This is a genomic window from Spinactinospora alkalitolerans (assembly GCF_013408795.1).
Classification (GTDB): domain Bacteria; phylum Actinomycetota; class Actinomycetes; order Streptosporangiales; family Streptosporangiaceae; genus Spinactinospora; species Spinactinospora alkalitolerans.
This window is the reverse complement of the sequence record NZ_JACCCC010000001.1, coordinates 3,151,279-3,176,814: the sequence shown is the minus strand read 5'-3', so window position 1 is coordinate 3,176,814 and position 25,536 is coordinate 3,151,279. Positions and strand designations below refer to the sequence as shown.

General features: G+C 72.5%; 26 protein-coding genes. 17 read left to right on the top strand and 9 right to left on the bottom strand.

The annotated features are described in order from the left end of the window. Positions 1 to 14 precede the first annotated feature (14 nt). Positions 15 to 563, bottom strand: a complete 549-nt coding sequence (locus tag HDA32_RS14150) for an AAA family ATPase (protein ID WP_179643633.1) — start codon at positions 561 to 563, stop codon at positions 15 to 17. Positions 564 to 853: 290 nt separating this feature from the next. Here HDA32_RS14150 and HDA32_RS14145 point away from each other — a divergent pair, with 290 nt between their 5' ends. From HDA32_RS14145 to HDA32_RS14125, 5 genes are all read left to right on the top strand, one after another. Continuing rightward, positions 854 to 1,420: a hemerythrin domain-containing protein gene (locus HDA32_RS14145; protein WP_179643632.1), complete on the top strand. Its 567-nt coding sequence runs from the start codon at positions 854 to 856 to the stop codon at positions 1,418 to 1,420. Positions 1,421 to 1,487: 67 nt separating this feature from the next. Then, positions 1,488 to 1,964, top strand: coding sequence for a hypothetical protein (locus HDA32_RS14140; protein WP_179643631.1), 477 nt, complete (start codon positions 1,488 to 1,490; stop codon positions 1,962 to 1,964). After that, complete coding sequence (locus HDA32_RS14135) at positions 1,961 to 3,190, top strand: NRAMP family divalent metal transporter (RefSeq protein WP_179643630.1); 1,230 nt, start codon at positions 1,961 to 1,963, stop codon at positions 3,188 to 3,190. Before HDA32_RS14140 ends, HDA32_RS14135 begins: the two co-directional genes overlap by 4 nt. Beyond that, positions 3,187 to 3,594, top strand: a complete 408-nt coding sequence (locus HDA32_RS14130) for a hypothetical protein (RefSeq protein WP_179643629.1) — start codon at positions 3,187 to 3,189, stop codon at positions 3,592 to 3,594. The genes HDA32_RS14135 and HDA32_RS14130 overlap by 4 nt, the downstream gene beginning before the upstream one ends. After that, positions 3,572 to 3,910: a PRC-barrel domain-containing protein gene (locus HDA32_RS14125; RefSeq protein WP_179643628.1), complete on the top strand. Its 339-nt coding sequence runs from the start codon at positions 3,572 to 3,574 to the stop codon at positions 3,908 to 3,910. The genes HDA32_RS14130 and HDA32_RS14125 overlap by 23 nt, the downstream gene beginning before the upstream one ends. Positions 3,911 to 3,947: 37 nt before the next feature. On the opposite strand, the gene HDA32_RS14120 is transcribed toward HDA32_RS14125, so the two are convergent. Next, the gene (locus HDA32_RS14120; RefSeq protein ID WP_179643627.1) at positions 3,948 to 4,250 is read right to left on the bottom strand and encodes a hypothetical protein; all 303 of its coding nucleotides are present in this window, start codon (positions 4,248 to 4,250) and stop codon (positions 3,948 to 3,950) included. A gap of 347 nt (positions 4,251 to 4,597) precedes the next feature. Here HDA32_RS14120 and HDA32_RS14115 point away from each other — a divergent pair, with 347 nt between their 5' ends. The 7 genes from HDA32_RS14115 (at position 4,598) to HDA32_RS14085 (ending at position 11,266) form a co-directional block, all read left to right on the top strand. Next, a complete protein-coding gene (locus HDA32_RS14115) occupies positions 4,598 to 4,756 on the top strand; it encodes a hypothetical protein (protein WP_179643626.1) in 159 nt (52 codons plus the stop codon). Beyond that, a complete protein-coding gene (locus HDA32_RS14110; protein WP_179643625.1) occupies positions 4,756 to 5,673 on the top strand; it encodes an HpcH/HpaI aldolase/citrate lyase family protein in 918 nt (305 codons plus the stop codon). The genes HDA32_RS14115 and HDA32_RS14110 overlap by 1 nt, the downstream gene beginning before the upstream one ends. A gap of 85 nt (positions 5,674 to 5,758) precedes the next feature. Beyond that, positions 5,759 to 6,991 (top strand): CaiB/BaiF CoA transferase family protein, encoded by a 1,233-nt coding sequence (locus tag HDA32_RS14105; RefSeq protein ID WP_179643624.1) that lies wholly within the window; start codon positions 5,759 to 5,761, stop codon positions 6,989 to 6,991. A gap of 129 nt (positions 6,992 to 7,120) precedes the next feature. Continuing rightward, positions 7,121 to 7,870: a FadR/GntR family transcriptional regulator gene (locus HDA32_RS14100; RefSeq protein WP_246334338.1), complete on the top strand. Its 750-nt coding sequence runs from the start codon at positions 7,121 to 7,123 to the stop codon at positions 7,868 to 7,870. Between the two features lie 598 nt (positions 7,871 to 8,468). Further along, positions 8,469 to 9,659, top strand: coding sequence for a thiolase family protein (locus tag HDA32_RS14095; RefSeq protein WP_179643622.1), 1,191 nt, complete (start codon positions 8,469 to 8,471; stop codon positions 9,657 to 9,659). A gap of 52 nt (positions 9,660 to 9,711) precedes the next feature. Then, positions 9,712 to 10,476, top strand: a complete 765-nt coding sequence (locus tag HDA32_RS14090) for an SDR family NAD(P)-dependent oxidoreductase (protein ID WP_179643621.1) — start codon at positions 9,712 to 9,714, stop codon at positions 10,474 to 10,476. Positions 10,477 to 10,501: 25 nt separating this feature from the next. After that, positions 10,502 to 11,266 carry a crotonase/enoyl-CoA hydratase family protein gene (locus tag HDA32_RS14085; protein ID WP_179643620.1) on the top strand — a complete coding sequence of 255 codons (765 nt, stop codon included), beginning with the start codon at positions 10,502 to 10,504 and terminating at the stop codon, positions 11,264 to 11,266. Positions 11,267 to 11,647: 381 nt separating this feature from the next. On the opposite strand, the gene HDA32_RS14080 is transcribed toward HDA32_RS14085, so the two are convergent. Genes HDA32_RS14080 through HDA32_RS14065 form a run of 4 tightly spaced genes read right to left on the bottom strand, consistent with a single transcriptional unit; the run spans position 11,648 to position 15,525 of the window. Further along, positions 11,648 to 12,436, bottom strand: a complete 789-nt coding sequence (locus HDA32_RS14080) for an amidohydrolase family protein (RefSeq protein ID WP_179643619.1) — start codon at positions 12,434 to 12,436, stop codon at positions 11,648 to 11,650. 8 nt (positions 12,437 to 12,444) lie between these two features. Next, positions 12,445 to 13,194: an SDR family NAD(P)-dependent oxidoreductase gene (locus tag HDA32_RS14075; protein WP_179643618.1), complete on the bottom strand. Its 750-nt coding sequence runs from the start codon at positions 13,192 to 13,194 to the stop codon at positions 12,445 to 12,447. Continuing rightward, positions 13,194 to 14,321 carry an acyl-CoA dehydrogenase family protein gene (locus HDA32_RS31805; RefSeq protein WP_179643617.1) on the bottom strand — a complete coding sequence of 376 codons (1,128 nt, stop codon included), beginning with the start codon at positions 14,319 to 14,321 and terminating at the stop codon, positions 13,194 to 13,196. The genes HDA32_RS14075 and HDA32_RS31805 overlap by 1 nt, the downstream gene beginning before the upstream one ends. 43 nt (positions 14,322 to 14,364) lie before the next feature. Further along, positions 14,365 to 15,525 carry an acyl-CoA dehydrogenase family protein gene (locus HDA32_RS14065; protein WP_312863188.1) on the bottom strand — a complete coding sequence of 387 codons (1,161 nt, stop codon included), beginning with the start codon at positions 15,523 to 15,525 and terminating at the stop codon, positions 14,365 to 14,367. A gap of 149 nt (positions 15,526 to 15,674) precedes the next feature. On the opposite strand from HDA32_RS14065, the gene HDA32_RS14060 reads away from it, so the two are divergent. The 3 genes from HDA32_RS14060 (at position 15,675) to HDA32_RS14050 (ending at position 19,015) form a co-directional block, all read left to right on the top strand. Beyond that, positions 15,675 to 16,469: an enoyl-CoA hydratase/isomerase family protein gene (locus HDA32_RS14060; RefSeq protein WP_179643615.1), complete on the top strand. Its 795-nt coding sequence runs from the start codon at positions 15,675 to 15,677 to the stop codon at positions 16,467 to 16,469. Next, entirely contained in the window at positions 16,469 to 18,109 is a 1,641-nt protein-coding gene (locus HDA32_RS14055) for an AMP-binding protein (RefSeq protein WP_179643614.1), read from the top strand. Before HDA32_RS14060 ends, HDA32_RS14055 begins: the two co-directional genes overlap by 1 nt. A gap of 159 nt (positions 18,110 to 18,268) precedes the next feature. Then, positions 18,269 to 19,015: a FadR/GntR family transcriptional regulator gene (locus HDA32_RS14050; RefSeq protein ID WP_312863187.1), complete on the top strand. Its 747-nt coding sequence runs from the start codon at positions 18,269 to 18,271 to the stop codon at positions 19,013 to 19,015. 33 nt (positions 19,016 to 19,048) lie between these two features. Here the strand turns inward: HDA32_RS14050 and HDA32_RS14045 are convergent, their stop codons facing one another. After that, on the bottom strand, positions 19,049 to 20,059 hold the full coding sequence (locus tag HDA32_RS14045) for an LLM class flavin-dependent oxidoreductase (protein ID WP_179643613.1): 1,011 nt from the start codon (positions 20,057 to 20,059) through the stop codon (positions 19,049 to 19,051). Positions 20,060 to 20,177: 118 nt separating this feature from the next. Beyond that, complete coding sequence (locus tag HDA32_RS14040) at positions 20,178 to 20,912, bottom strand: Mut7-C RNAse domain-containing protein (protein WP_179643612.1); 735 nt, start codon at positions 20,910 to 20,912, stop codon at positions 20,178 to 20,180. Between the two features lie 269 nt (positions 20,913 to 21,181). Here HDA32_RS14040 and HDA32_RS14035 point away from each other — a divergent pair, with 269 nt between their 5' ends. Beyond that, the gene (locus HDA32_RS14035) at positions 21,182 to 22,507 is read left to right on the top strand and encodes an aminotransferase-like domain-containing protein (RefSeq protein ID WP_376766961.1); all 1,326 of its coding nucleotides are present in this window, start codon (positions 21,182 to 21,184) and stop codon (positions 22,505 to 22,507) included. 52 nt (positions 22,508 to 22,559) lie between these two features. After that, positions 22,560 to 23,510 (top strand): D-alanine--D-alanine ligase family protein, encoded by a 951-nt coding sequence (locus HDA32_RS14030; protein ID WP_179643611.1) that lies wholly within the window; start codon positions 22,560 to 22,562, stop codon positions 23,508 to 23,510. A gap of 337 nt (positions 23,511 to 23,847) precedes the next feature. Here HDA32_RS14030 and HDA32_RS14025 read toward each other — a convergent pair whose 3' ends face one another. Further along, complete coding sequence (locus HDA32_RS14025) at positions 23,848 to 25,284, bottom strand: NCS2 family permease (protein WP_179643610.1); 1,437 nt, start codon at positions 25,282 to 25,284, stop codon at positions 23,848 to 23,850. Positions 25,285 to 25,536 lie beyond the last annotated feature (252 nt).

The following is a 25,536-nucleotide window of genomic DNA, read 5'->3' as shown; positions in this document are numbered from 1 at the left end:
CTCCCGTCAGCGATCTAGCGGCCGATCGCGTCGACGACGAACCGGAGCCGCTCCTCAACGGATGCGCGGGGGAGCGGCACCGGTTCATAGCCGTACTCCGGATAGGTCGCGACCATGGCCTCGTAGGTCCGCTCGGCCTCGTCGAGGGACTGCCTGCGCTCGGTGTCCCGCCGGTAGATCTCCGGCCACGGGGGCGCGACGAACACGCGGCGGTGGTAGCGGAACGCCCGTGCCGCGGCGTGCACGTGGGCCGGGACGGGGCGGCCCTCCAGCCGCAGGTAGCCCACGACGTCGGGGACCCCGCGGTCGAAGAAGACGGGACCGGTCCGCGCCGCGGCCAGCCGGTGCGAGCGCAGCTCCCAGGAGAGCATCATCTCGGCGAACAGGTCCGGATCGACCCAGGGCAGCGCGCGCCCGCCGATCGCGGCCTGGTCCCGGATGACGCCCCGGCCGGCTTCGTCCGAGCGCGCGAAGCCCGCCTCCTGCAGCCGGTCGATCAGGGTGCTCTTCCCCGATCCCGGTCCTCCGGTCACGACGATGAAGCGCTCCGGATCCGATGGCATGCGCGACCTTCCTTCTCCCCTGCTTCCCTGCTCTCCGGCTTCGGCGTTCCCCGCTTCGGCGCACGGATGCCCGAGCCCCCGCGGCGAGGAGCGGCGCCGGAACCCTCCCGAGGCGGACGACCCGGGCATCCCATCATCGCGGAGCAGGAGTGCGGAGGAATCGACCGGTGGGCCGGGGGAACGGTGGGATTTCTTCCCGGTGCGGATGTTCGTTCCGGTGGTTGTTGGGCAGTTGAGTCCGTCAACGCAGGCGCCCCTGTGGCGCACCGGCCGCATCCGAAGGAGGACCCGTGTCCCAGACCGAGCAGAGCCCCGACCTGATCGGCGTGATCGTCTCCGACCACCGCGACGTCGAACGCGTCTTCACCGAACTGGAGCAGGGCGACCTGGCGCCCGAGCGCCGCAAGGAGCTCACCGACCACGTCATCACCGAACTGGTGCGCCACTCCGTGGCCGAAGAGCAGTACATGTACCCCGCCGCCCGCAAGGCCCTGGCCGACGGCGACCGCATCGCCGACCACGAGGTCCAGGAGCACGCCGAGGCCGAGCGCGTGATGAAGGACCTCGAAGGCCTGGACCCCGGCGACGCCCGCTTCGAGGAGCTGCTGGCCACCCTGATCCGCGACATCCGCCACCACGTCTCCGACGAGGAGAACGACCTGCTGCCCCGGCTGCGCGAGGCCTGCTCCCAGCAGGAGCTGGCCGAGCTGGGCCAGAAGGTGCTCCAGGCCAAGAAGAGCGCCCCCACCCGCCCGCACCCCAGCGCCCCCGACACCCCGCCGGCCAACCGCATCCTCGACCCCGGCGCCGGCATGATCGACCGCATGCGCGACGCCCTCACCGGACGCCACACCTGATGCCGGCCCCGGCCACGGCGGCTCCGCGCGGACGCTCCGGCGTCGCCCGGGCCGCAGTGGCCCTGCCGTGACGGGGGCGCGCAGCCGCGGACGAGCGGCACCCGGCGCGCGGCTCGCGGCCGTCCTGCTGCTGATCGCGGCGGTCGCGGGGTGCATGCCAGGCCCGATCCTGACCGAGGAGGGCTACCTCGAAAGCGCCAATCTGAGCGCGGGGTCCCTCCTCTCCTCGGTGCGCACGGGCGTCCTCGTGGCCCAGACCATCGAAGGGGAGCGGTCGCTGGACCCCTACGCCGAGGTCACCGTCAGCGATGTGGAGAACGTCGCCCTGTCGGTCCGTGAGTCGTTCGCGACGCGGCAGCCGCCCTCACGGGACCTGGACCCGCTGCGCGCGCGGCTGATGGCCCTGGCCGACAGGGCGACGGAGGGCCTCGCCGACCTGCGGATCGCCGTGCGCCGCGACGACATCGCCGGGGTCCGCGCGGCCGAACGGGACCTCGGCGCGACTGCGGGGAGTCTGGAGAAGATCGAGGAGAGCACTCGATGAAGCGGCTCCTGGCCTTCACCCTCGGCTTCCTCACGGCGATCGGCGGGTTCCTCGACATCGGCGACCTGGTGGCCGGCGCGCTGGTCGGAGCCAGGTTCGGCATGTCGCTGGCCTGGGTGATCGTCGTGGGCGTCATCGGGATCGTGCTGTTCACCGAGATGTCGGCGCGCGTCACCGCGGTCAGCGGGCGGGCGACGTTCGACCTCGTCCGGGAGCGGCTGGGCGCGCGCACCGGGCTGGCCAACCTCATGGCCTCGTACTTCATCACGCTGCTGACGCTGGCGGCCCAGCTCGGCGGCGTCGCGCTGGCGCTGGAGCTGGCGAGCAGCATCCACTACCTGCTGTGGGTGCCGGTGGTCGGCGTCCTGGTCTGGGTGGTGATCTGGCGGCTGCCGTTCGAGAAGATGGAGCAGACCTATGGGCTGCTCGGCCTCGCGCTGATCGTTTTCGCCGTCGCGCTGTGGCGGCTGGGGCCGGACTGGGGGGCGCTGCTGAACGGCGCGGCGAGCCCGGCCCCGCCACCGGGGGAGGACTGGTCCACCTGGTGGTACTACGGGATCGCGCTGTTCGGCGCGTCCATGACCCCCTACACGGTGCTGTTCTTCTCCTCCGGCGGCGTCGAGGAGCACTGGTCCAGCAAGGACCTGGGGCAGGCGCGGTTCAACGTGTTCTTCGGCTTCCCGGTCGGGGGCCTGCTGGCGCTGGCCATCATGGGCTGCGCCGCGGTGCTGTTCTTCCCCGCCGGAGTGCAGGTGGAGCATCTCAGCCAGGTGGCGCTGCCGGTCTCGGTGGCACTGGGCAAGATCGGGCTCATCGTGGTCATCGTGGGCTTCTTCGTCGCCACGTTCGGCGCGGCCCTGGAGTCGGGCCTGGCCGCCGGCTACAGCGTCGCCCAGTACCTGGGCTGGCCGTGGGGCAAGCACCTCCAACCGGCCGATGCCACGCGGTTCCACACGGTCGTGCTGCTCACCCTGCTGGCCGGGCTGGCCCTGATCCTGACCACGCTCGATCCGATCAAGGTCACCGAGTACAGCATCGTGCTCTCCGCCGCGGCGCTGCCGCTGACCTACCTGCCGATCTTCATCGTCGCCAACGACCGCGACTACCTCGGCGACCGGGTGAACTCCAGGTTCACCAACATCATCGGCACCTGCTACCTGGTCCTGCTGGTCGTGGTCTCCATCGTGACCATTCCACTGATGATCTACACCAAGGCGGGGCAGTGACCGTGCGACACGACTCATCCGAGGTGTTCCGGATCGGGTTCACCGTTCTGGACCGGCAGATCGCCGACCGCGACGGTCGCCTCACCGGAAAGGCCGACGACATCGAACTGTCGTGGGAGGAAGGGGGCCGGCCGGTCATGAGCGCGCTGCTGACCGATTCGGCGGCCCTGGGGCCCCGGCTGTCGGGGCGGCTGGGCCGGGCGTGGCAGACGCTGCTGCGGCGGCTGCGGCCGGGCGAGCCCGAGCCCGTACGGATACCGGTGGCCGACGTCACCGAGTTCGCGCCGACGACGCGTCTGTCGACGGCCGCGCCCGAAGAGGTCTGGGCGCTGGAGGACTGGCTGCGGCGCCGGTTCATCGGACACTTTCCCGGAGCAGACGATGCCGACGATACGCGTCAGTGACCTGCTGGGTCGCCCGGTCTTCGACAACCATGGCGACAACCTGGGCAAGGTCCAGGACGTCGTCGTCCGGCACACACCGGAGGGCCGCTACGAGGTCCTGGGGCTGATCGCCGGCCACAGCGCCGTGGCCGGCCGCTTCGGCTACGGAGGGTCGCTGGAGCCGCCGACGCCCCTGCGCCCGATCCTGCACTGGCTGCGCCGGCACGAGCGCTACCTGAGGTGGGAGGGCATCGAGGACCTGGGGGACGACGCCATCCGGGTCTCGGTGGAGTCGGCGGAGCTCACCCGCGAATGGCGTGAGGACACCCGGGGCTGAGCGCCCGGGCGCTCAGCCCCGGGCGCCGCCGGAGGGATCACTCGCCGACCGCGGTGATGACGGCGAGCAGGACCCCGTAGAGGACCAGGCCGACGGTGAACCAGGCGAGGCTGCTGCGCCGGGCCGAGGGCAGCTCCTCCTTGAAGACGTTGAGCAGGATGCTGCCGCCCAGGAACGCGGTGAGCAGGCTGACGACGAGTGTGCTCGTGGGCGCGGCGACCAGCGCCAGGAGCCAGCCGAGGAGGAGGGCCGCGGCCAGCAGCAGGCGGGTGCGCAGGCCGAACCGGTCGCCGTGGTAGCGGACCAGCCCGCGGTCGGTCAGGACGAAGTGCAGACCCATCGCCCGGCCGCGTGCAGCCCGATCAGGGCGGCGGTGACGGCGAGGGCGGCGAGCAGCGAGGTCGACGTCGACGCTTCCATGGCGCACCGGCTACCCGGAAAGGCCTGCGGATACCCGACGGCCCGCCCCGGTGCCGCGGCGCGCTCCGGGGAGTGGCCGGTCGGCGTGCGCGGCCGGGTGATCGGGGCTTCTCGGCCGTGGTGTGCCCCTCATCATTCTTTCTCTGATAATAGTTATATGGTTAAGGCTGAAGTCGTGTCGTGCGTCGCCGGGCCCCGGTGGGGGTTTGAGGGGTTGACCGTCGGCGCGTCGATACTATGATGATGATTACTAGGAAAGTGTGCGAGGTGGGTGCTCGACGCCGGTTGCGGGGACGCACCACCGCCGCCCGGACCGACCCGCCGGACGGGGCGGTCCCGAGCAGGAGGAGCAGCATGGACCTCGGCGCTGACACGGTGCACGACTACACGGCCGAGTATGTGCCCGGCCTGCCGAGGAGCCGCTGATGCAGCCCTACCGCTCCGTGCTCTTCCTGCCGGGGCACCGTCCGAACTGGGTGGACAAGGCGCTGCGGGCCGGCGCCGACGCGATCGTGCTCGACCTCGAGGACTCCGTGCCCGAGGGGGAGAAGGCCGCGGCCAGGACCATGGTCGCCGAGTCGGTCCGGCGCGTGCGCGCCGGCGGCGGCGAAGCGGGAGTCTTCGTCCGGGTCAACCCGCTGAGCACCAGGCTCACCGGCGCCGACCTGGAGGAGGTGGTGGTCCCGGGGCTGACCGGGATCTTCGCGCCCAAGATCGAGTGCGCCACCGACGTCCTGCGCTACGACGCGCTGCTGGACCACTTCGAGGCGCGCAACGGCGTGAGCGGTCTGGAGTACATCATCCCGGTGGAGACGGTGCGGGCGATCCACGGCTGCCTGGAGGTGGCCACCGCCTCCCCGCGGGTGGGCGCCATGATCGGTCCGACGGCCGAGCACGCCGACATCGCCAGGGCCGTGGGCTATGAGTGGTCCCCGGAGGGCACCGAGACGCTCTACCACCGCAGCCGGATCCTGCTCGCCTGCCGCGAAGCCGGGATCCACGCGCTCACCGGCCTGTGGGAGGCGCTGGACGACCTCGACGGCCTCGGGGAGTTCGCGCGGCGCGGCCGACGGCTCGGCTTCCGCGGGATGATCGCGATCCACCCCGGCCACGTCGGGGTCATCAACGACGTCTTCACCCCCTCGGACGGCGACGTCGCCTTCTACCGCGGCCTGGTCGCGGCCTATGAGCAGGCGGCGGCAGCGGGCACCGGGGCGCTGCGCTACCGGGGGGTGCACATCGACAGGGCCCACTACGACAAGGCGCTGGAGTGGCTGGAGCGCGCCGAACGCCTCGGCGCGAGCGGGAGCGGACGGCCGGGGGACCGGCGACCGGGGCCGTGAGCACCCCGGGCCCCACCACATCCAGTGGGCGCGTCCGGCGCCCGCTGGCCATCGGATCGGCACGGCCGTCGAAAGGCAGGCGAACATGGCAGGCAACAGGCCCGGTGCGGACGGGCCCCTCGCGGGCGTGCGCGTGCTCGAACTCGGTTCGATGTACGCCGCGCCCACGGCGGGACGGATGCTGAGGGACTTCGGCGCCGAGGTGGTCAAGGTGGAGGACCCGATCGCCGGGGACTACGCCCGGCAGTGGGTGCCGCAGAAGGACGGGCTGTCGCTGGGCTTCTCCCGGATCAACGCCGGCAAGCGCTCGGTCGGGATCGACCTGCGGGAGAAGGACGGCCGCGAACTCGTCCGGCGGATGGCCTCCGGCGTCGACGTCGTCGTCGAGTCCTTCCGGCCGGGCCGGCTGGAGAGCTGGGGGCTGGGCTACGACGTGCTCGGCGCGGACAACCCCGGGCTGGTGCTCGCCCGGGTGTCCGGCTTCGGCCAGACCGGGCCCTACCGCTCGCGCCCGGGGTTCGGCACCGTGGCCGAGACGGCCGGCGGGTTCGCCCAGATCAACGGGTGGCCGGACTCCCCGCCCACCTCGCCGCCGTTCGGCTTCGCCGACTCCATCGCCGGCATCTCGGCGGCCATGGGCACGGCCATGGCCCTGTACCGGCGGGAGCACACCGGGTGCGGGGACGTGGTCGACGTGGCGCTGTACGAGCCGCTGATGTTCATCATCGGCGACCTGGTGCTCAAGTACACCGCGCTCGGCGAGGTGCAGGGCCGCGTCGGCAACGGGACGGGCGCGGCGTCGCCGCGGGGCATCTACGAGGCGGCCGACGGCAGGTTCCTTTCCATCGCGGCCTCCAACCAGTCGATCGCGGCGCGGCTCTTCGCCGCGATGGGGCGGCCCGAGCTGGTCGAGGACCCCAGGTTCGCCACCAACGCCGCCCGGCTGCGCAACAACGACCTGGTGCAGAAGCAGGTCTCGGACTGGGTCGGCTCGCTCCCGCGCGACCGGGTGCTGGCCGTGCTGGAGGAGGCCGAGGTGGTGTGCTCCCCGGTCAACGACGCCGGTGACATCGTGGCCGACCCGCACTTCCTGGAGCGGACCCTCGTGAACATCACGGGCAGCGACGTGCTCGGGCCGTCGGTGCTGACGCCCGGCCCGGTGCTGCACATGGCGGGGTATTCGGGTCCCGTCTACGACGGTGTGCCCGCGGTCGGCGAGCACACCCGTCAGGTGCTCGCCGACGCGCTGGAGCTCTCGGACGGGGAGCTCGCCGAGCTGGCCGGCCGCGGAGTCATCGGCGGCGTGCCCACCGGGTGAGCGGCCGGCCGCGCGCCGCCCGCCGAACTTGAGAGAACGGGATACATTTCTCAATTCGAGCTCTTTTCTCCGCCGGAGAATCCGCTCTAAGATCGGCGCGCTGAAAAGAGCGGTATGCTGCCGAGCATTATGAGTGAAACCGGATCAGCAGCGGGTGCCGCGTGGGAACGGCGCAGTGAGAAGGTCTCCGAGATCATCGCGCGCGAAATCGTCCGCGACATCGCGAAGCGGGGTCTCGCCCCGAATTCCACGCTCGAATCCGAAAGCGCCATGCTGGAGCGCTACCAGGTCGCGCGCGGTTCGCTCCGTGAGGCGCTGCGCATCCTGGAGGTGCACGGGCTGATCCGGATGAAGCCGGGGCCGGGCGGCGGCCCCGTCGTCTCGGAGGTGGACAGCCGCGACTTCGGTCGGATGGCCACCCTGTTCTTCCAGGTGCTCGGTATCCGGTTCGCCGAGCTCGTCGAGGCCCGGCTGATCCTGGAGCCGCTGGTCGCGCGGTTGGCGGCGGAGCGCCGCGATCCGGAGGACAACGACGACCTGCGGGCCATCGTGCAGCAGGGCTTCGACGCCGAGGGGACCGCCGAGTGGCTCCGGGCCACCGACGCCTTCCACGCGAAGGTGCTGGCGATGTCGGGCAACGGCCTGCTCACCCTGGTCGCCCGCGCGATGAAGGACGTCTTCACCGAACGCGCCTCCAGCGTCTACGTCGCCCACGAGGGCGACCACGTCCGGCGGGCGCACGCCGACATCGCCGACGCGATCATCGCCGGCGACGCCGAGGCGGCGGAGCGGCTGATGCGCGAGCACATGGACGAGTACGTGAAGCGGGTCGCCGAGCGTGAGCCGTACCTGATGGACGAGGTCGTCGACTGGCGCTGACCCCGGACCGGGGCCGCCGGAGCAATGGACCACTCGGGAGCGGCCCCCGTCTCCTGCCCGCCCCTTCTGCGTCGATGCGGCCTTGTTCACCGTCGGGCGTCGAGCGGCCTCGGGCGGAAAAGCGGCAGCGGGCGCACACGGTGGTTCTCTCGGCGGTCTTGGCCTTGTCGGGATTATCGCGACGTTTTCAGGCCCCACAGGGTCAACGTGACAAGGTCAACGTGAGTTTTGACCTTGGCCACTGGGGGGCTTGAAGCCTCAGCCCGAGGACGCAAGCCCGCGGTGGTTGGGTGATGGTGCATGCCGCCCCCGGCCACTGGGGGTCGAGGTGGAGAGGACCCACCCGCGCGCCTGCTCCGTCCCGGGGGCCGAGGTTGAAACTCAAGGCCAAGAAGCGTCGGCGGGCAGAGGTGGGCTCCTCGTCCCCTCTTTCGACGGTGGGTGTTGACAAACCAAGAGTATAATTACCATTATCATCAATTGTACGGCGTTGGGTCCGCGATGAACGTGTGAGCCCGCGCCGTCGCCGTCCGGCCGAGCACCGCTTGCGTTCCGCGGCGCCCCGCACGGGGCGCGCCGCCCACCGGAGGAGGAGTCCGTGGAATCCGCCGTCATCGTCGACGCCGTCCGCACACCGATGGGCAGGGGCAGGCCAGGGGGCGCGCTGTCCGGCGTCCACGCCGTGGAACTGCTCGCCCGGCTCTTCGCCGGGCTCATGGACCGCAACGACGTCGACCCCGGTCTCGTGAACGACGTGATCATCGGCTGCGTCAGCCAGGCCGGCGAGCAGGCGGCCACCCCCGGACGCATGGCGTGGCTGGCGGCGGGCCTGCCCGAGCACGTTCCGGCGGTCACCGTCGACCGGCGGTGCGGGTCGGGCCAGCAGGCGATCCAGTTCGCGGTGCAGGGCGTCATGGCCGGCGCCTACGACGCCGTGGTGGCCGGCGGGGTCGAGTCGATGAGCCGGGTGCCGATGGGCTCGGCCCGATTGGGCGCCGACCCCTACGGGCCCGGGGTCGCCCGGCGCTACGCGCCGGGGCTGGTGCCCCAGGGCGTGTCCGCGGAACTGGTCGCGCAGCGGTGGAAGCTCACCCGCGCGGAGATGGACGCCTACGCCGCGCGCTCGCAGCAGCGGGCGGCGGCCGCAGCGGCCGACGGGCGCTTCGCCGCAGAGATCGTGCCGGTGCGCACCGGGGAGGGGGAGCCGCCCGTCGAGCGCGACGAGTCGATCCGACCCGGCACCACGGCGGAGCGGCTGGCCGCACTCGCCCCGGCCTTCGCGTCGGACCAGGCGCGCGAGCGCTTCCCCGATCTCGAATGGGGGGTCACCGCCGGCAACTCCTCGCAGATCACCGACGGCGCGTCTGCCCTGCTCGTCATGGCCGAGGGGCGAGCCAGGGCCCTGGGGCTGCGGCCGCGCGCCCGCTTCCACGCCGCGGCGGTGCGCGGCGACGACCCGCTGCTGATGCTGACGGCCCCCATCCCCGCCACCCGCGACGTGCTCGCGCGCGCAGGCCTGACCGCCGCCGACATCGACCACTTCGAGGTCAACGAGGCCTTCGCCTCGGTGCCGCTGGCCTGGCAGCGCGAGACCGGGGTCGACGACGCCCGGCTCAATCCGCGCGGCGGCGCGATCGCGCTCGGCCACCCCCTGGGGGCATCCGGGGCCCGGCTCATGACGACCATGCTCACCGCGCTGGAGGGCACCGGCGGCCGCTACGGCCTGCAGGTGATGTGCGAGGCCGGCGGCATGGCCAACGCCACGATCATCGAGCGCCTGAGCGAGTAGGCGACCGGACGACCACCGCGGCGCGCGCCGCGGACGAGCGAGGAGGACACGCATGCTGGTGCCAGGGGCGACCTTCGTCGTCACCGGAGGGGCGTCCGGCCTGGGCCGCGCCACCGCGACCCGGCTGGTGAAGGAGGGCGGGAAGGTCGTCGTCCTCGACCTCCCCGGCTCCCCGGGGGCCGAGGTGGCCGAGGAACTGGGGGAGGGCGCCGCCTTCTCGCCCGCCGACGTCACCGACCCCGAGGCCGTCGGCGCCGCCATGGACGCGGCCGAGGCCATGGGGCCGATCCGCGGGCTCGTGCACTGCGCCGGCCGCGGGGGAGCGGTGCGGCTGGTGGACAGGGCGGGCAACGCCGGTTCGCTGGAGGCCTACGAGTCGGTGGTGCGGACCAACCTGATCGGCACGTTCAACGTCCTGCGCCTGGCCGCCGAGCGCATGGCCCGCAACGAGCCGGTCGACGGCCAGCGGGGCGTCTGCGTGCTCACGGCCTCCGTCGCCGCATACGAGGGCCAGATCGGCCAGATCCCCTACGCCTCGGCCAAGGCCGGGGTCGTGGGGATGACCCTGGTCGCGGCGCGCGACCTGGCGAGCCGGCTCGTCCGGGTCTGCACCATCGCGCCGGGCCTGTTCGACACCCCCATCCTGGCCCGGCTGCCCGAGGAGGTCCGGGCCTCCCTCGGCGGATCGGTGCCCAACCCCGCCCGGCTGGGCGAGCCAGAGGAGTACGCCTCGCTGGCGCTGCACATCATCGCCAACCCGATGCTCAACGGCGAGACCATCCGGCTGGACGGCGCGATCCGCATGGCCGCCCGCTGACAACGACGACGACAGGAGGCGCGTGATGAGCGCTGCGGTGAAGACGCGGGAGCAGGACGGGGTGCTGGTCGTCACCATCGACCGGCCCGAGGCGCGCAACGCGGTGAACGGCGAGGTCGCCGAAGGGGTCGCGGCGGCGATGGATGAGCTGGACGCCCGCGACGACCTGCGGGTGGGGGTCCTGGCCGGGGCCGGAGCGACGTTCTGCGCCGGCATGGACCTCAAGGCGTTCCTGCGCGGCGAGCGGCCGGTGCTGCCCGGCCGGGGCTTCGCCGGCCTGGTCGAGCGGCCCCCGGCCACCCCGGTGATCGCCGCGGTCGAGGGCTACGCGCTGGCCGGGGGGTTCGAGCTCGCGCTGGCCTGCGACATGATCGTCGCCGCCGACAACGCGAAGTTCGGCCTGCCCGAGGTCAAGCGCGGGCTCGTCGCGGCGGCGGGCGGCCTGTTCCGGCTGCCCGACCGCATCCCCTACCACCTGGCCATGGAGTTCACGCTCACCGGAGCGATGGTGCCCGCCGAGCGCGCGCACGCCGCCGGACTCGTCGGCAGGCTCGCGCCCGCGGGCCGGGCGCTCGACGCGGCCCTGGACCTGGCGCGGGAGATCGCCGCGAACGCCCCGCTGGCGGTGGCCGCGAGCAAGCGCGTCATCGCCGAGTCCCGCGACTGGCCGAGAGAGGAGTCCTTCGAGCGGCAGGCGCCGATCGCCGACGCGGTCCGCTCCTCGGAGGACGCCCGTGAGGGGGCGCGCGCGTTCACCGAGAAGCGCGCACCGCAGTGGCGGAACAAGTGAGCATCGGCGTCCCGCGCCGATGTCGACCGGTGTCCCACAGGTCTCCCTGTACTCGAGCAGGGCTGCCAGGGCCGCGGTCAGCGCGCCGGCGGTGGCCGCCCGAGAGGTCTCGCCCGGCCTTCTACGCGCCGGAGCCCGGCCACAAGACCCGCACAAGCTGACACCGCGGCCTTTCGCGCCGCCGTCGCCGGCGCGCTGACGACAGCCCGACCCCGCAGGCTTCGGCCGAGGGAGCACCGGACCGGCGGAGACTCTCGACGCCCCCGCCCGTTTCCCGACTTCACGGCATCGCACTTCCAAGGTCCACGGCGTCGAGGTCGGCGCGGAAGGGCCGTACCGGGATTTTCCGGTACGGCCCTTCGCGTTGCCGGCGCCGCGGGGTCAGCCCCCGACGCCGATGATCTCGGCGAGGTTGCCGCCGAGGATCGCGGCCTCGTCGTCCTCGTGCAGTTCGAGCCGGCGGATCGCCTCGATCTCGGCGGCCGGGTCGACCATCGGCCAGTCGGAGCCGAAGACCATCCGCTCGGGCCCGTGGCGCCGCACGATCCTGCGCAGCCGCTCGGTCGGGATCTCGGCCAGGCTCGGCGGCCAGGAGGTCTCCAGAACCACGGGCAGCCCCACCACGTACCGCTCCGCCTCGTCCAGCCGCCGGAAGCCGCCGAAGTGGCAGGCCATCAACCGCAGCCGCGGGAAGTTGCGCACCACGTCGGCGAGCATCTGCGGCGTGGAGTTGTCGTTGGCCGAGCCCTCCCCGCCGAAGCCGACGTGGGCGATGACCGCGATGTCGGAGCCGAAGGCGTCGAACAGGGCCCACAGCCGCCGGTCGTCCAGGGCGAACCGCTGGAACAGCGGGTGCAGCTTCACCCCCTTGATCCCGTGCCGCGCCAGCGAGTCCATGTTCTCCTCCACCGAGAGGTCGAGGTGGACGGTGCCGAACGGGGTGAGCCGGTCGGTGGCCCGGGAGGAGATGAACTCGTTGGCGCGTTCGACGTGGCGGGCGTGGTCGGCGATGCCGAAGGCGACGCAGTGGTCGACGCCGGTCTCGTCCATGGACCGCCTGAGCCCGCTGATCGTGCCGTCGCCCAGCGCCTCCATGCCGGGGACCCGCCCGGCCAGCGCCTTGGCGGCGATCCGGTCGGGCCAGACGTGGGTGTGCGCGTCGATGATCATCCTCTGCCTCACAGCTTTCCCGACTCGCCGCCGTCGACGACGAAGACCGATCCGTTGATGAAGTCGGATCCCGGCGCGGCCAGCAGGCAGGCCAGCGGCACCAGTTCCGAGACCTCGCCCATGCGCCTGGCCGGGATCCGGCGCACCCGGCGGGCCAGCAGGTCCGGGGACTCCAGCACCGCGCGCTGGGCGTCGGTTCCGAACGCGCCGGGGGCGATGCAGTTGACCTGGACGCCGTGCCGCGCCCACTCCGCGGCCAGCGACTCGGTGAAGCGCAGCACCGCGCCCTTGGAGGCGGAGTAGCCCACCAGGCCGGGCTTGCCGCGCACACCGGTGGTCGAGGCGATGTTGATGATCTTGCCGCCGCCCTGGGCGATGAAGTGCCGTCCGGCGGCCTGGGCCAGCGCCATCGGGGCGATCACGTTCACCGCCAGGGTGTCGCGCCACTGCTGGACCGGCTCATGAACGAAGTCGGCCGCCGGGGCGACGCCGGCGTTGTTGACCAGGACGTCGATCCGGCCGTGCCGCTCGACGACCAGGTCGACCAGGCCCGACAGCGACGCCTCGTCGCGCAGGTCCACCGCGGCGGCGAAGATGTGCTCGGGGTCCTCGGCGGCCAGCTCCTCCAGTTGGTCCTTGGAGCGGGCCGCGCCGACCACGAGCGCCCCGCGCTCGGCGAACCCGCGGGCGATCGCGGCCCCGATCCCCCGGCCCGCGCCGGTGACCAGCGCCACCCTGCCTTCGAGCTCCCCGGTCATCAGGCCTCCCCCTTGGCCAGGGTCTTGGCGAGGGAGTCGAGGATGACCTCGGTACCGCCCTCGTAGACCCGCATGGGCCGCGCCGTACGGTAGAGCCGCTCGATGACCGACCCCCGGACGAGGCCGAACCGGCCCATCGCCTGCACGCTGCGGTCGACGACCCTGCCGGCGGTCTCGGTGGCGCCGACCTTGGCCATGGAGGACAGGTGCAGCGCCGCCCGGGCGTCCCGGCCGGCCTGCCAGGCCGCCCGGTAGGTGAGCGAGCGGGCCATCTCGATCTCGGTCCAGGACAGGGCGAGCATCTGTCCGACGGCGCCGATCCCGATGAGCGGCCTGCCGAACTGCTCGCGCTCGCGGGTGTGGCGGACCGCCTCGTCGAGTGCGGCCTGGGCCAGGCCGACCGCCGCACCGGCCACGGAGACGCGGAAGGTGCTCAGGGTGGCCAGGACCGGGGCGAAGCCGCCGCCGGGCGCGCTGAGGCGGTGGGACTCGGGGACGGCGACATCGGCGAACTCGATGTCGCCGAGCACGTGCGGGGCCATGATCTGCGGGCTGGGCCGCACCGTGACCCCCGGCAGGCCGGCCGGGACCAGCACCAGGGAATGGCCCTCGTCCTCGCGGCAGAGCACGGTGAAGAAGTCGGCGTCGGCGCCGTTGGAGATGAAGGTCTTGTGCCCGGAGACGACGAGCTCGCCGCCCTTGGCCCGCACCCGGGTGCCGATGTTCTTGAGGTCGGAGCCGGCGTCCGGCTCGGTCAGCGCCAGCCCGGCGATCGCGTCCAGGCGCGCGACCCGGGGCAGCCATTCGGCGGCCAGGGCCTCGTTGCCGCTCACCGCCAGCGCGTGGCCGCCGATGCCCTGGAGGGCGAAGAGCGAGTCCAGGTGCGCCGAGACGGCGCACAGCGACTCCCTTGCGACGGTCACGGCGAGCGGGTCCACGCGCTCGTGGCGGCCGCCGTGGCGCAGCGGGACGGTCAGCCCGCACAGCCCGCTCTCGCGCAGCGCGGCGGCCACGTCCGCGTCGACCCGGTCGGCCTCGTCGGCCCGGGCGGCGATCGGGCGCAGGGAGTCGGCCAGCCGCGCGGCCTCGTCCTTGATGCCCTGGTGGTCCGGAGGTAGATCGAACACCGGTGACTCTCCTTGCTCGTGCCTTGCTCGTGGACGTGTGCCGCTACCGCTGGCCGAACCGGCGCCCCAGCATCTGCGAGGCGATCCGGACGCGCTGCATCGCGGGGGTGCCTCCGGCGATCGCCCAGCCGTGCGCGTCGCGGTGCAGGCGTTCCAGGCCGAACTCCTCGGTGTAGCCGTTGCCGCCGTGCAGTTGCATGCCGAGGTCGCTGACCCGCTTGGCCATCTCGTTGGCGTGGCACTTGGCCAGCGACGCCTCCAGCGGGTCGGGCAGGCCGGTTCCGGCGTTGGCGGCGGCCCGGTGGATCAGCAGCCGGGCGCTCTCCACCTGGATGAGCATGTCGGCCAGGATGGACTGGACGGTCTGGAACTCGGCGAGCGGTTTGCCGAACTGCTCGCGCTCCCGCACGTAGCGCGCGCTGCGGTCGAGCGCGGCCTGCCCGATGGCCAGGCTCATCGTGGCGTTGCCCAGCCGCTCGATGGAGAACGCGCGGAACAGGTCGCGGAACCCGCCGGGCTCGACGACCATGTTCTCCACCGGTACCCGGGCGTCGTCGAAGATCAGGTCGCATGAGGGGATGCCGCGGAAGCCCATCAACTGCTCCTGCGGGCCGAAGGTCAGGCCCGGGGTGTCGGCCTCGACCACGACGGCGCCGATGCCCCGGTGGCCGGGGGCCTCGTCCATGCGGGCGTAGAGCAGGTAGTACTCGGCGTGCCCGCCGCCGGAGATCCAGCGCTTGGTCCCGTTGACCACGAACTCGCCGCCGACCTTGCGGGCGCTCGTGGTCATGTCGGTCGCCGCCGATCCGGCGTCGGGCTCGGAGATGCCCACCGCCATGGTCGCCTCGCCGCCGGCGATCCCGGGCAGGAAGCGCTGCTTCTGCTCCTCGGTGCCCATGAGCGCGACGACCCGCGCCGGCCCGGTGTTGGCCTCGAAGACCTGGAAGGCGGCCGGCCGGCAGACCTTGGCCAGCTCCTCCACCACGATCAGGGCGTCCATGAGGGGAGCGCCGGAGCCGCCGTACTCCTCGGGCAGGGCGATGCCGAGCAGTCCCAGTTTGCCCAGGCGCAGGCGCTCCTCGGCGGGCAGGAAGGTCCGCTCGCGGTCCCATTCGGCGGCGTGCGGGGCGTAGACGTCCGCGGCCAGGCGTGCGGCCGTCTCCTTGAGGTGCTGCTGTTCCTCGCTGAGCTCGAAGGCGCTCACCGGCGTCCCCTTTCGGAAGCTTTTCATATATTGGTATTCATGATTATCATGAGATGCCTTTAGGGATGCGGTGGCCTGGCTCGCTCGGGCGGGTGAGGTGTGCGATCTAATCTATGAATATGATTATACGGTAGAAAGCTGGGGGTGTCATGGGAGATCCAGAGGAAGACGTGCGGATCGAACGGCGCGGCCGCGCCGCCTGGATCCGGCTGAACCGGCCCGAGCGGCGCAACGCCTTCGACGGCGCGATGGCGCGATCGGTGGTCGCGGCGATCGAGGACTGCGCCGACAGTGGCGTCATCGTGCTCACCGGAGAGGGCAGGAGCTTCTGCGCCGGCGGCTACCTGGCCCGGATGGAGGACCCCGACCCGCGCGAGGTGCGCGCCATGTACGAGGGGTCCCTCGACCTCGTCGACGCGGTCCGCACCTCCCCCCGGCCGGTGATCGCCGCCGTCAACGGGGCTGCGGCCGGCGGCGGCAACGAACTGGTCGTGGCCTGCGACCTGGCGATCGCCTCCAGCAGGGCCACCTTCGGCCAGACCGGTCCCCGCGTCGGCAGCGCCCCGGTCCTCGGCGGCACCAACGTCATGTCGGTGCAGATCGGGGAGAAGCGCGCCAAGGAGCTGTCCTTCCTCTGCCGGCGCTACACGGCCGCCGAGGCCCTGGACATGGGGCTGGTCAACGCGGTCGCCGACCCCGACGAGCTGGAGGCCGTGGTCGAGGAGTGGGCGGCGGAGCTCCTCGCGCTCAGCCCGCGCTACCTCGAGATCGCCAAGATCAGCTCCAACCTGTGGTGGAACAGCGCCCGCGACTCGTTCCGCAGCGGGATCGGCATGCTCGCCCAGGCCGTCGGCAGCGCCGACATGCTCGAAGGCGCCCGCGCCTTCATGGAGAAGCGGCCGCCCCGCTTCGAGCCCCCGTTCACCGGCCCGAGGGAGCACTGATGCGCGTCTACGAGGACCTCCGGCCCCGGTTCCCCGACCGCGCGGACTGGGCGCTGCCCACGGTGCTGCGCCGCCGCGCCGAACTGGCCCCCGGCGACGTCTACCTCGACGTCCCCGAGGAGGGACGGCGCTGGACCTACGCCGAGACCCTGGCCACCGCCGAGAACGTCGCCCGCGCGCTGCTCGCCGACGGCGACCCCGGCGACCGGGTGGTCATCATGGCCCGCAACTCCTCGGCCTTCGTCTTCAGCTGGCTGGGCAGCGCCCTGGCCGGCATGGTCGAGGTGCCCGTCAACACCGCCTACAAGGGCGACTTCCTCACCCACCAGGTGCGCACCTCGCGGTCGCGCTGGGCGGTCATCGACGACGAGCACGCCGCCCGCTTCATCGAGACGGCCGAGGAGTGCGCCGGGATCGAGCGGTTCTGGGTGATCGACCACGGCGGTGCCGACGAGGCGATCGCCGCGCTGCGCGCCGCCGGCCTGCGGGCCGAGCGCTGGGACGGCCTCACCGCCGCCCGCGACGGCGAACTGCCCGAGGTGTCGCCCCGCTCACTGGCCTCCATCTTCTTCACCTCCGGCACCACCGGCCCCTCCAAGGGCGTGGCGATGCCGCACGCGCAGATGTTCTTCTTCGCCGCGGAGACCGCCTGCCTGACCAGGCTCACCGACGCCGACGCCGCCATGGTGACCACCCCCTTGTTCCACGGCAACGCCCAGTTCATGTCGGCCTACCCCGCGCTGGTGGCCGGAGCCCGGTTCGTCCTGCGCACGCGCTTCAGCGCCAGCCGGTGGATCGACCAGATCCGCGAGTCCGGGGTCACCGTCACCAACTTCATCGGCGTGATGATGGACTTCGTGTACAAGCAGCCCCCGCGGCCCGACGACCGGGACAACCCGCTGCGCTGCGTCTTCGCGGCCCCCACCGCCACCTCGATCCTGGACGACTGCAGGAAGCGCTTCGGCGTCGACGCCTTCGTCGAGGTCTTCGGCCTCACCGAGACCTCGGCGCCGATCCTGTCGCCCTACGGCGAGGACCGCCCCGCCGGCGCGGCCGGGCTCGCCGCGGCCGAGTGGTTCGACGTGCGCCTGGTGGACCCCGAGACCGACGAGGAGGTCCCGGTCGGCGAGGTGGGCGAGCTGGTCGTGCGGCCCAAGGTGCCCTGGATCACCAGCATGGGCTACTACGGCATGCCCGAGCGCACCGCCGAGGCGTGGCGCAACCTGTGGTTCCACACCGGTGACGCGCTGCGCCGCGACGCCGAGGGCTGGTACTACTTCGTCGACCGCTACAAGGACGCGCTGCGCCGGCGCGGCGAGAACATCAGCTCCTACGAGGTCGAGCAGGCGGTGCTCGGCCACGGCGCGGTCGCCGAGTGCGCGGTCGTCGCCGTCGCCGCCGATGTCGACGCCGGCGAGGACGAGGTCATGGCCTGCGTGGTCACGCGCGAGCCGGTCGGCCCCGAAGAGCTGTGGACATGGTGCGACTCCCGGCTGCCGGCCTTCGCCGTCCCGCGCTTCCTGCGCGTCGTGGAGAGCCTGCCCAAGACGCCTTCGGAGAAGGTGCGAAAGGCGGTCCTGCGCGAGGCGGGCGTCACCGCCGACACCCACGACCGGCTGGCCGGGCGCGAACGCGCATGAGAACGCGGGGTCCCTCCGGCGGGGCCCCGCGGCCCCGGAACTCTCCGTGTGCGATTTCGACGCGTTAGCCTACGCACAGCAGCGGGCACCTATACTTGTTGATGATATGCATGGATTTTCGTCCCGGGGTTTCCCGCTGGTCTGCAAAGGAACGATGACGTGGTAGTTGCGAACCGGGCGCGACCCCAGAAGACGGCGATGATCATCGCGCAGCGCATCGTCGCCGACATGAAGGACCAGAGCCTCACCGCCGGCGACAAGCTGCCGTCGGAGCGCATCATGCTCGATGAGTACAACGTCGGGCGGGGGACCCTGCGGGAGGCCCTGCGCTATCTGGAGCTCCAGGGGGCCCTGACCCTCAAGCCGGGGCCGGGCGGCGGGCCGGTCGTGGCCAGCCCCGACTCCACCCACCTCGCGGCCAACCTGATGCTGCTTCTGCAGTTCGCCCAGGCGCCCTACCGGGTCATCATGGAGGCCCGCAGCGCCTTCGAGCCGGTGATGGCCACCCTCGCCGCCGACCGGATGGACGACGACGCCGTCGCCCGCCTGGCCGACTCCGTCACGACCATGCGCGACAACATCGAGGACCGCGTGATCTTCCTGGAGGCCAACAAGGGCTTCCACGACATCATCGCCTGGTCCTCCGGCAACGCGCTCTTCGGGCACCTCGTCGATGCCATCCTGGGCATGCTCGACGGCACGGTCCTGGGCATCGACTACCCCGCCCACCGCCGCAGCGCGATCCTGGAGGCCCACGAAAGGGTCTACCGGGCGCTGAGCGCGCGCGACTCCGCCCAGGCCGGCGAGGCGATGCGCGACCACATCCTCGAATACGTCCGCTACGCCGAGGTGAAGTACCCCGACCTGCTCACCCAGGAGGTCTCCTGGAGCCAGGTGATGGGCTAGACCCTCCCTCCACCGGGGAGGGCCCGCCGGGGCTCAGCGGAACGCGGGCAGCACCTCGTTCCTGAACGTCTCCAGCGTCCGGAGCACCTGCTCCTGGCCGAGGTCGTACCACTGCATCCGCAGGATGACGTAGGTCAGGCCCCGCCGTTCCAGCTCCTTCAGCGCCGCGACGGCGCCGGCGGGGTCGGTGAAGAGGTAGGAGGCGTCCGCCACCTCCTCGGCGGCCTTGTCCGTCTCCAGGTGGCGGTAGTTCCCGCCCTGCTCGGGCGGGTTGAAGGCGGCGTACCTGCGGGTGAGCGCGCCGCGCGCCCGGATCCCGATGGCGCGGGCCCGCTCGGCGTCCTCGTCGAGCACGAGCTCCCTGCGCACGACGAGCTCGGAGGCGCCGCGGCCGAGGCGTTCGCGCTCGGCCCGGTAGTGCCCGAGGACGGCCTCCAGCCGCTCCGGCGTGACGTGCGGCGGAACGATCCACGCGTCGCCGAGCCGCGCCGCGCGGTGGGCTCCCGTCCGGTGCGGCCCCGCACCGACCCAGATCGGCGGCCCGCCCTGCTGGACCGGTTCGAGGCCGATGCGCTGGTCCTCGACGCGGAAGTGCTTCCCTTCGAACGTCGTCGGCTCTCCCGACCACAGGCTCCGGATCAGGCCGACGCCCTCCTCGTAGCGCTGGATCCGGTCCTCCAGCGCCACGCCGAACGACGCGAACTCGTTCTCGCGGTAGCCCATCCCGAACCCGGCGACGGCGCGCCCGCCCGTGATGTGGTCGAGCGTCGCGAACTCCTCGGCCACCTCGACCGGATGCCGCAGGGGCAGGATGAACATGTTGGTGCCCAGCGCCATCTCGCCGGCGTCCCGGGCCAGTGCGGCCAGCAGCGGCACCGGCTGGAGCGTGGGCATGTTGCCGAGGTAGTGCTGCAGCACCCAGACGGAGGAGATGCCCGCGTCGCGGGCGGCCCGCACCTGCTCGCGCAGCGCCGCGATGCGGTCGGCCGGCACCACGTCCGGCGGGAAGTCGTTCATGACGGCGAGGCCGAACTTCAGGGACACGTCACTCCCTCTTTTCAGTGCTATTGATAATCATGAACCTACTGCACTGAAGTCCGCCGGACAATGCCCCGCGTGCCGCGTACCGCGTTCCCGGGCCGGGGGCGCCGACGGCGGGGCGTCACGGGGCCGCCCGGCGCGAGACGGTCTCCCCGGCCGCGGCGACGAGGGCCGCGAGCCGCCGGTGGTGGGCGCCGGGCCAGTAGAGCCGCCCGCAGTCGCGGCACTGGGCGAAGGTGTCGTAGTTCGCCCGGGTGCCCGGCTCCAGCATGTCGGCGACGTCCTCCTTGCGCACCGGGAGCACCGCCCCGTTGCAGGCCGTGCAGCGGCTCCACGGGGCCAGCGGCGGCGCGAAGCGGTCGAGGACGTCGTCGAACTGCCGGTCCGGGTCGGCGCCGCGGACGTAGGCCCCGGCCCGCAGGCGCCTGCGGTGCAGCAGCCGGCGGTCCTGGGTCAGCAGCACCCGCTGCTCCTCGTTGGCCTGGTCGACCAGGGCGTCGTCGTCGCGGTCGTTGCGGTAGGCGGTGTCCACGCCGACCAGCCGCAGCCTCCGCGCCAGCGCGCCGAGGTGGACGTCCAGGACGAAGCGCGGCGCGGAGAACGGCACCTCCTGCGGCCGCCGCACCGCGTGGACGTCCACGGTGGCGCCGGGACCGGGCCGGTGCGACGGCGGGACCTCCTCGCCGTCGACGAGCATGCGGCCGACCTCGGGGAGCGGGACGCCGGCCGACTCGACCACGTGCCCCAGCGACGACGTCGCGTCGTGGGCGACGCGCAGGTCGACGCGCCGGTGCCGCGGCGGAAGGAAGAACCGCAGTTCGGCGGCGAAGCGCACGCGCAGTTCCGGTTGGTCCATCCCTCCAGGATGCCCGCCCGCCGACGGGCCTATTCGGCTCTCCGGACCCGGTCGGCGACGGGGCACCGGCCCGTTCCGGGGCGCCGGTGCGTACACTTGCTGACAATTCCTGGGTCGTCCAGCAGGGTGTCAGCGCACCGGCGCGCTGCCGGGCGCCGCCAGGCGTCCGTGCCGACCGCCCGCTCCCCGCGCCGGCCCGGACGCCGATCGCGGCGCCGGTGTCCCCGCGGCCGCCCAGCCGAGAACGCTCCCGAAAGCGGAGGTGGATCGTGTCCGTTGATCCCGAATCCCACCGGCAGCCCTCGCCGCAGGGCTCGCGCATCGACCCCTACGTCGGCGCCTACGCCGCACGGGCACAGGGCATGGTGGCATCGGAGGTCCGGGCACTGTTCGCCGTCGCGTCCCGCCCCGAGGTGGTCTCCCTCGCCGGCGGCATGCCCAACGTCAGCGCGCTGCCGCTGGAGTCCATCAGCGAGATCGTGCGCCAGGTCGTCACCGACCAGGGGGCCACGGCCCTGCAGTACGGCTCGGCCCAGGGCGACCCGGTGCTGCGCGAGCGGATCTGCGAGGTCATGAGCCTCGAGGGCATCGAGGCCGCCGCCGACGACGTCATCGTCACCGTCGGCTCCCAGCAGGCGCTCGACCTGATCACCCGCGTCTTCGTCGACCCGGGCGACGTGGTCCTGGCCGAGGCGCCCACCTACGTCACCGCCATCAACACCTTCGCCGCCTTCCAGGCCGACATCCGGCACGTCGCCATGGACGACGACGGCGTCATCCCCGAGGCGCTGGAGGAGAACCTCGCCGACCTGACCGCCGCCGGGCACCGGGTGAAGTTCTTCTACACCGTCCCCAATTTCCAGAACCCCGCCGGCGTCACGCTGACCGCCGAGCGCCGGCGGCGGGTGCTGGAGATCTGCCACAGGTACGGGCTGCTGGTGCTGGAGGACAACCCCTACGGCCTGCTGCGCTACGAGGGCGAGCCGGTGCGGGCGCTGCGCGCCGACGCCCCCGACAACGTCATCTACCTGGGATCCTTCTCCAAGACGCTGTCGCCGGGGTTCCGGATCGGCTGGGCGCTGGCCCCCTCGGCGGTGCGCGCCAAGCTCGTGCTGGCCGCCGAGTCGGCGATGCTCAGCCACTCCACCTTCAACCAGATGGTCGTGGGCCGCTACCTCGCCGCCCACCCCTGGCGGGAGCAGATCAAGGACTTCAACGAGATGTACCGCGGGCGCCGCGACGCGATGATGGGCGCGCTGGAGGCGCTCATGCCGGCCGGCACCACCTGGACCCGGCCCCAGGGCGGCTTCTTCGTCTGGGTGACGCTGCCGGAGGGGCTGGACGCCAAGTCCATGCTGCCGCGCGCGGTCAACGAGCGGGTCGCCTACGTGCCGGGGACCGGCTTCTACGCCGGCGACGACGGCCACCGCAACATGCGCCTGTCGTTCTGCTACCCCACGCCCGAGCAGATCCGGGAGGGCGTGCGGCGCCTGGTGGGCGTCATCGAGGCCGAGACCGCGCTGCGTGATACGTTCGGCAGCGCCTCCGCGCCGCCGACCGGCGGCAGCGACGTGCCGGCCCCCGATCTCCCTTGAGGCGCGGGGCGCGGCCGTGACAGTCGACGCAGGACAGAAGGAAGGCAGGACCGTGGCCGATCTCGACCGGGTGCTCGTGCTGGCGGGCGGGATGTCCCCCGAGCACGAGGTGTCGCTGCGCTCGGGGCGGCGGGTGGCCGAAGCCCTGCGCCGTCTGGGTATCGAGGTGCAGATCGCCGACGCGGGTTCGGGGCTGCTGGGCAGGCTCGCCGGCGATTCGCCGCAGGTGGTGTTCCCCGTCCTGCACGGCGCCTCCGGCGAGGACGGCTCCATCCGCGAGATCCTGGAGCTCAGCGGCGTGCCCTATGTGGGCGCGCGGCCCCAGGCGTGCCGGGCCGCCTTCGCCAAGCCGATCGCCAAGGCGCTGGTCGCCGAGCGCGGCATCGCCGTGCCGCGCGGCGTGGCGCTGCCCAAGTCGATCTTCCACGACCTGGGCGCGCCCGCGGTGCTGGAGCGCGTCGTCGACGCGCTCGGCCTGCCGCTGTTCGTCAAGCCCGACCAGGGCGGCTCGGCGTTCGGCGCCACCGCGGTGAACACGGCCCAGGAGCTGTCGGCGGCGCTGGTGAGCTGCTTCGCCTACAGCGACACCGCGCTGATCGAGGAGCGCGTGGACGGCACCGAGATCGCCGTCGGCGTGCTCGACCTCGGCGAGGGGCCGTTCGCGCTGCCGGCCGTGGAGATCGTGCCCGACGGCGGGGTCTACGACTACTCCGCGCGCTACACCGCCGGCCGCACCGAGTTCTTCAGCCCGGCGCGGCTGGGGGAGGAGGTCGCCGCTGCGGCGGCCGAGGCGGCGATCACCGCGCACCGGGCGCTGGGCCTGCGCGACGTCTCCCGCACCGACCTGATCGTCGGCGCCGACGGCCGGGTGCGGTTCCTGGAGGTCAACGTCGCCCCCGGCATGACCGACACCTCCACCCTCCCGCTGGCCGTGCAGGCGGCCGACCTCGACTTCGCGGTGGTCTGCCGCGAACTGGCCCACCGGGCCCTGCTGCGCGGCTGAGGCGGCGCGGCCCGGATGTGGCACGATATGGGCGCACGGGGCCGGACAGCCGGGTGAGTACGTGCGCGACCTCGCTGGGCTGGTTGGGCGGGTGTCATACCAGTCGCGCGCGTCGCCCCGTCACCGCGCGTGCGGTCATGGACGGCGACGGCCGCGCCGCCCTCCACGTGGAGGGCGGCGCGGCCGTCGCCGCGTGCGGCGGGGCGTCTCAGCAGGCCTTGGCCGCCGCGTTCGCGGGGCGAGGCGGGAAGTCCAGGGTCCGGGCCCGCTGTACCGCCGGCGCTGCGCGCACCGCGACGGCCGACTCCCCTGTGCGAACCCGATCGCCGGACGCCGGTCAGACGCCGAGCAGGTGCTCGACCCCGGTGATGCCGAAGTGCACCGCGAAGACCCCCGTCAGGACCCACATCAGCCAGCCCACCTCGCGGTGCCTGCCGACGGCGCTCCTGAGCACCGTGTAGACGACGATGCCGGCGCCGATGCCGTTGGCGATGTCGAAGGTGAACGCCATCAGCGAGATGGTCAGGAACGCGGGGATCGCGACGGTGATGTCGTCCCAGCCGATCCGGCCGACGCCCATCATCATCATCGCGCCGACCAGCACCAGGGCGACCGAGGCCGCCTGGGCCGGCACCATGCCGAAGACCGGGGCGAACAGGATCGCCACCAGGAACAGCCCGCCGGTGACGACGCTGGCCAGCCCGGTGCGGGCGCCCTCGGTGACCCCCGCTGTGGACTCCACGAACACCAGGGTGGCCGAGGAGCTGGTGAGGCCGCCGGAGACCGCGCCGACGCCGTCCATGGCCAGGATCTCGTTGGTGCGCGGCATCTGGCCGTTGCGGTCGGTCAGGCCGGCCTTGTCGCCGACGGCCAGGATGGTGCCCAGCGCGTCGAAGAAGCCGGCCAGGACCAGGGTGAACAGGATGACCCCCGCGCTGGCCACCCCGGCGGAGGACCAGGCGCCGAACATGTCGACCTGCAGGAGCAGCCCGAAGTCGGGGGCCACCAGGAGCTGGTCGGGCGGCTCGGGCACGCCGCCGCCCCACGCCCCGGGCTCCAGGCCGAAGACCTGGTGCACGACGACGGCGATGACGGTGGCGGTGATGATGCCGTAGAAGATGGCGCCGGAGACCCTGCGCGCCAGCAGCACGCCCGAGACGAGCAGCCCGATGATGAACACCGTGATCGGCCAGCCGGAGAGGTGGCCGTCGGCGCCGAGCTGCAGCAGTTTGCCGTCGCCCGCGCTGAGGAAACCCGCGTTGTCCAGCCCGATCAGGGCGACGAACAGGCCGATGCCGACGCCGATCGCCACCTTCAGGTCGTGCGGGAGCGCGTTCATCACGGCGGTGCGGATGCCGGTGACCACCATCAGGATGATGATGATCCCCTGCCAGACCACCAGGCCCATCGCCTCGGGCCAGGTCATCAGCGGCACGGCCTGGTAGGCGACCACGGCCATCACGCCGAGTGCGGCGGCCAGGGCGATGGGGGCCCGGCCGATGACGCCCATGAGGATGGTGACGATGCCCGCCGAGAGCGCGGTCATGGTGGTGAGCTGGGCCGCGTTCAGGCTGTCGCCGTTGATGTCGGTGGCGCCGCCCAGGATGATCGGGTTGAGGACGATGATGTAGGCCATCGCCATGAAGGTGGTGAGGCCGCCGCGGACCTCTCGTCCGATGCCGGAGCCGCGCTCGCTGATGAAGAAAAACCGGTCGAGCCAGGATCGATCCGATCGGTCCCGCACCTGCGGGCCCGTTTCGTCGAGTTTCGTCATGGTCCCCTCCTGGAGGGATATGAGGGCGGGCGCGTCGCGGCCCGTCGCTTTCGGTGGGGGGTCGGTCGCTCAGGGTGGCCATTGTCGGCCGTGTATGCCCGAAAGGCCGCACGGTGCCGGCCGACCGGTGACCGCGTCCGCGTCCAGTGCCACATCGGGGGATGAAGGTGACATTACCGACGTAACAGGCATGAGGCGAACGGAGGCCGCCCGCCCCGGCGCCGAGGGCGCCGGCGGCACGGGGCGGGCGGG

What these genes read in the sequence shown, in the direction of transcription:
- HDA32_RS14150 (WP_179643633.1), bottom strand. Translation starts at nt 563, where the DNA reads ATGCCATCGGATCCGGAGCGCTTCATCGTCGTGACCGGAGGACCGGGA.
- HDA32_RS14135 (WP_179643630.1), top strand. Translation starts at nt 1,961, where the DNA reads ATGAAGCGGCTCCTGGCCTTCACCCTCGGCTTCCTCACGGCGATCGGC.
- HDA32_RS14125 (WP_179643628.1), top strand. Translation starts at nt 3,572, where the DNA reads ATGCCGACGATACGCGTCAGTGACCTGCTGGGTCGCCCGGTCTTCGAC.
- HDA32_RS14120 (WP_179643627.1), bottom strand. Translation starts at nt 4,250, where the DNA reads ATGGGTCTGCACTTCGTCCTGACCGACCGCGGGCTGGTCCGCTACCAC.
- HDA32_RS14110 (WP_179643625.1), top strand. Translation starts at nt 4,756, where the DNA reads ATGCAGCCCTACCGCTCCGTGCTCTTCCTGCCGGGGCACCGTCCGAAC.
- HDA32_RS14105 (WP_179643624.1), top strand. Translation starts at nt 5,759, where the DNA reads ATGGCAGGCAACAGGCCCGGTGCGGACGGGCCCCTCGCGGGCGTGCGC.
- HDA32_RS14100 (WP_246334338.1), top strand. Translation starts at nt 7,121, where the DNA reads ATGAGTGAAACCGGATCAGCAGCGGGTGCCGCGTGGGAACGGCGCAGT.
- HDA32_RS14090 (WP_179643621.1), top strand. Translation starts at nt 9,712, where the DNA reads ATGCTGGTGCCAGGGGCGACCTTCGTCGTCACCGGAGGGGCGTCCGGC.
- HDA32_RS14085 (WP_179643620.1), top strand. Translation starts at nt 10,502, where the DNA reads ATGAGCGCTGCGGTGAAGACGCGGGAGCAGGACGGGGTGCTGGTCGTC.
- HDA32_RS14080 (WP_179643619.1), bottom strand. Translation starts at nt 12,436, where the DNA reads ATGATCATCGACGCGCACACCCACGTCTGGCCCGACCGGATCGCCGCC.
- HDA32_RS14075 (WP_179643618.1), bottom strand. Translation starts at nt 13,194, where the DNA reads ATGACCGGGGAGCTCGAAGGCAGGGTGGCGCTGGTCACCGGCGCGGGC.
- HDA32_RS14060 (WP_179643615.1), top strand. Translation starts at nt 15,675, where the DNA reads ATGGGAGATCCAGAGGAAGACGTGCGGATCGAACGGCGCGGCCGCGCC.
- HDA32_RS14055 (WP_179643614.1), top strand. Translation starts at nt 16,469, where the DNA reads ATGCGCGTCTACGAGGACCTCCGGCCCCGGTTCCCCGACCGCGCGGAC.
- HDA32_RS14040 (WP_179643612.1), bottom strand. Translation starts at nt 20,912, where the DNA reads ATGGACCAACCGGAACTGCGCGTGCGCTTCGCCGCCGAACTGCGGTTC.
- HDA32_RS14025 (WP_179643610.1), bottom strand. Translation starts at nt 25,284, where the DNA reads ATGACGAAACTCGACGAAACGGGCCCGCAGGTGCGGGACCGATCGGAT.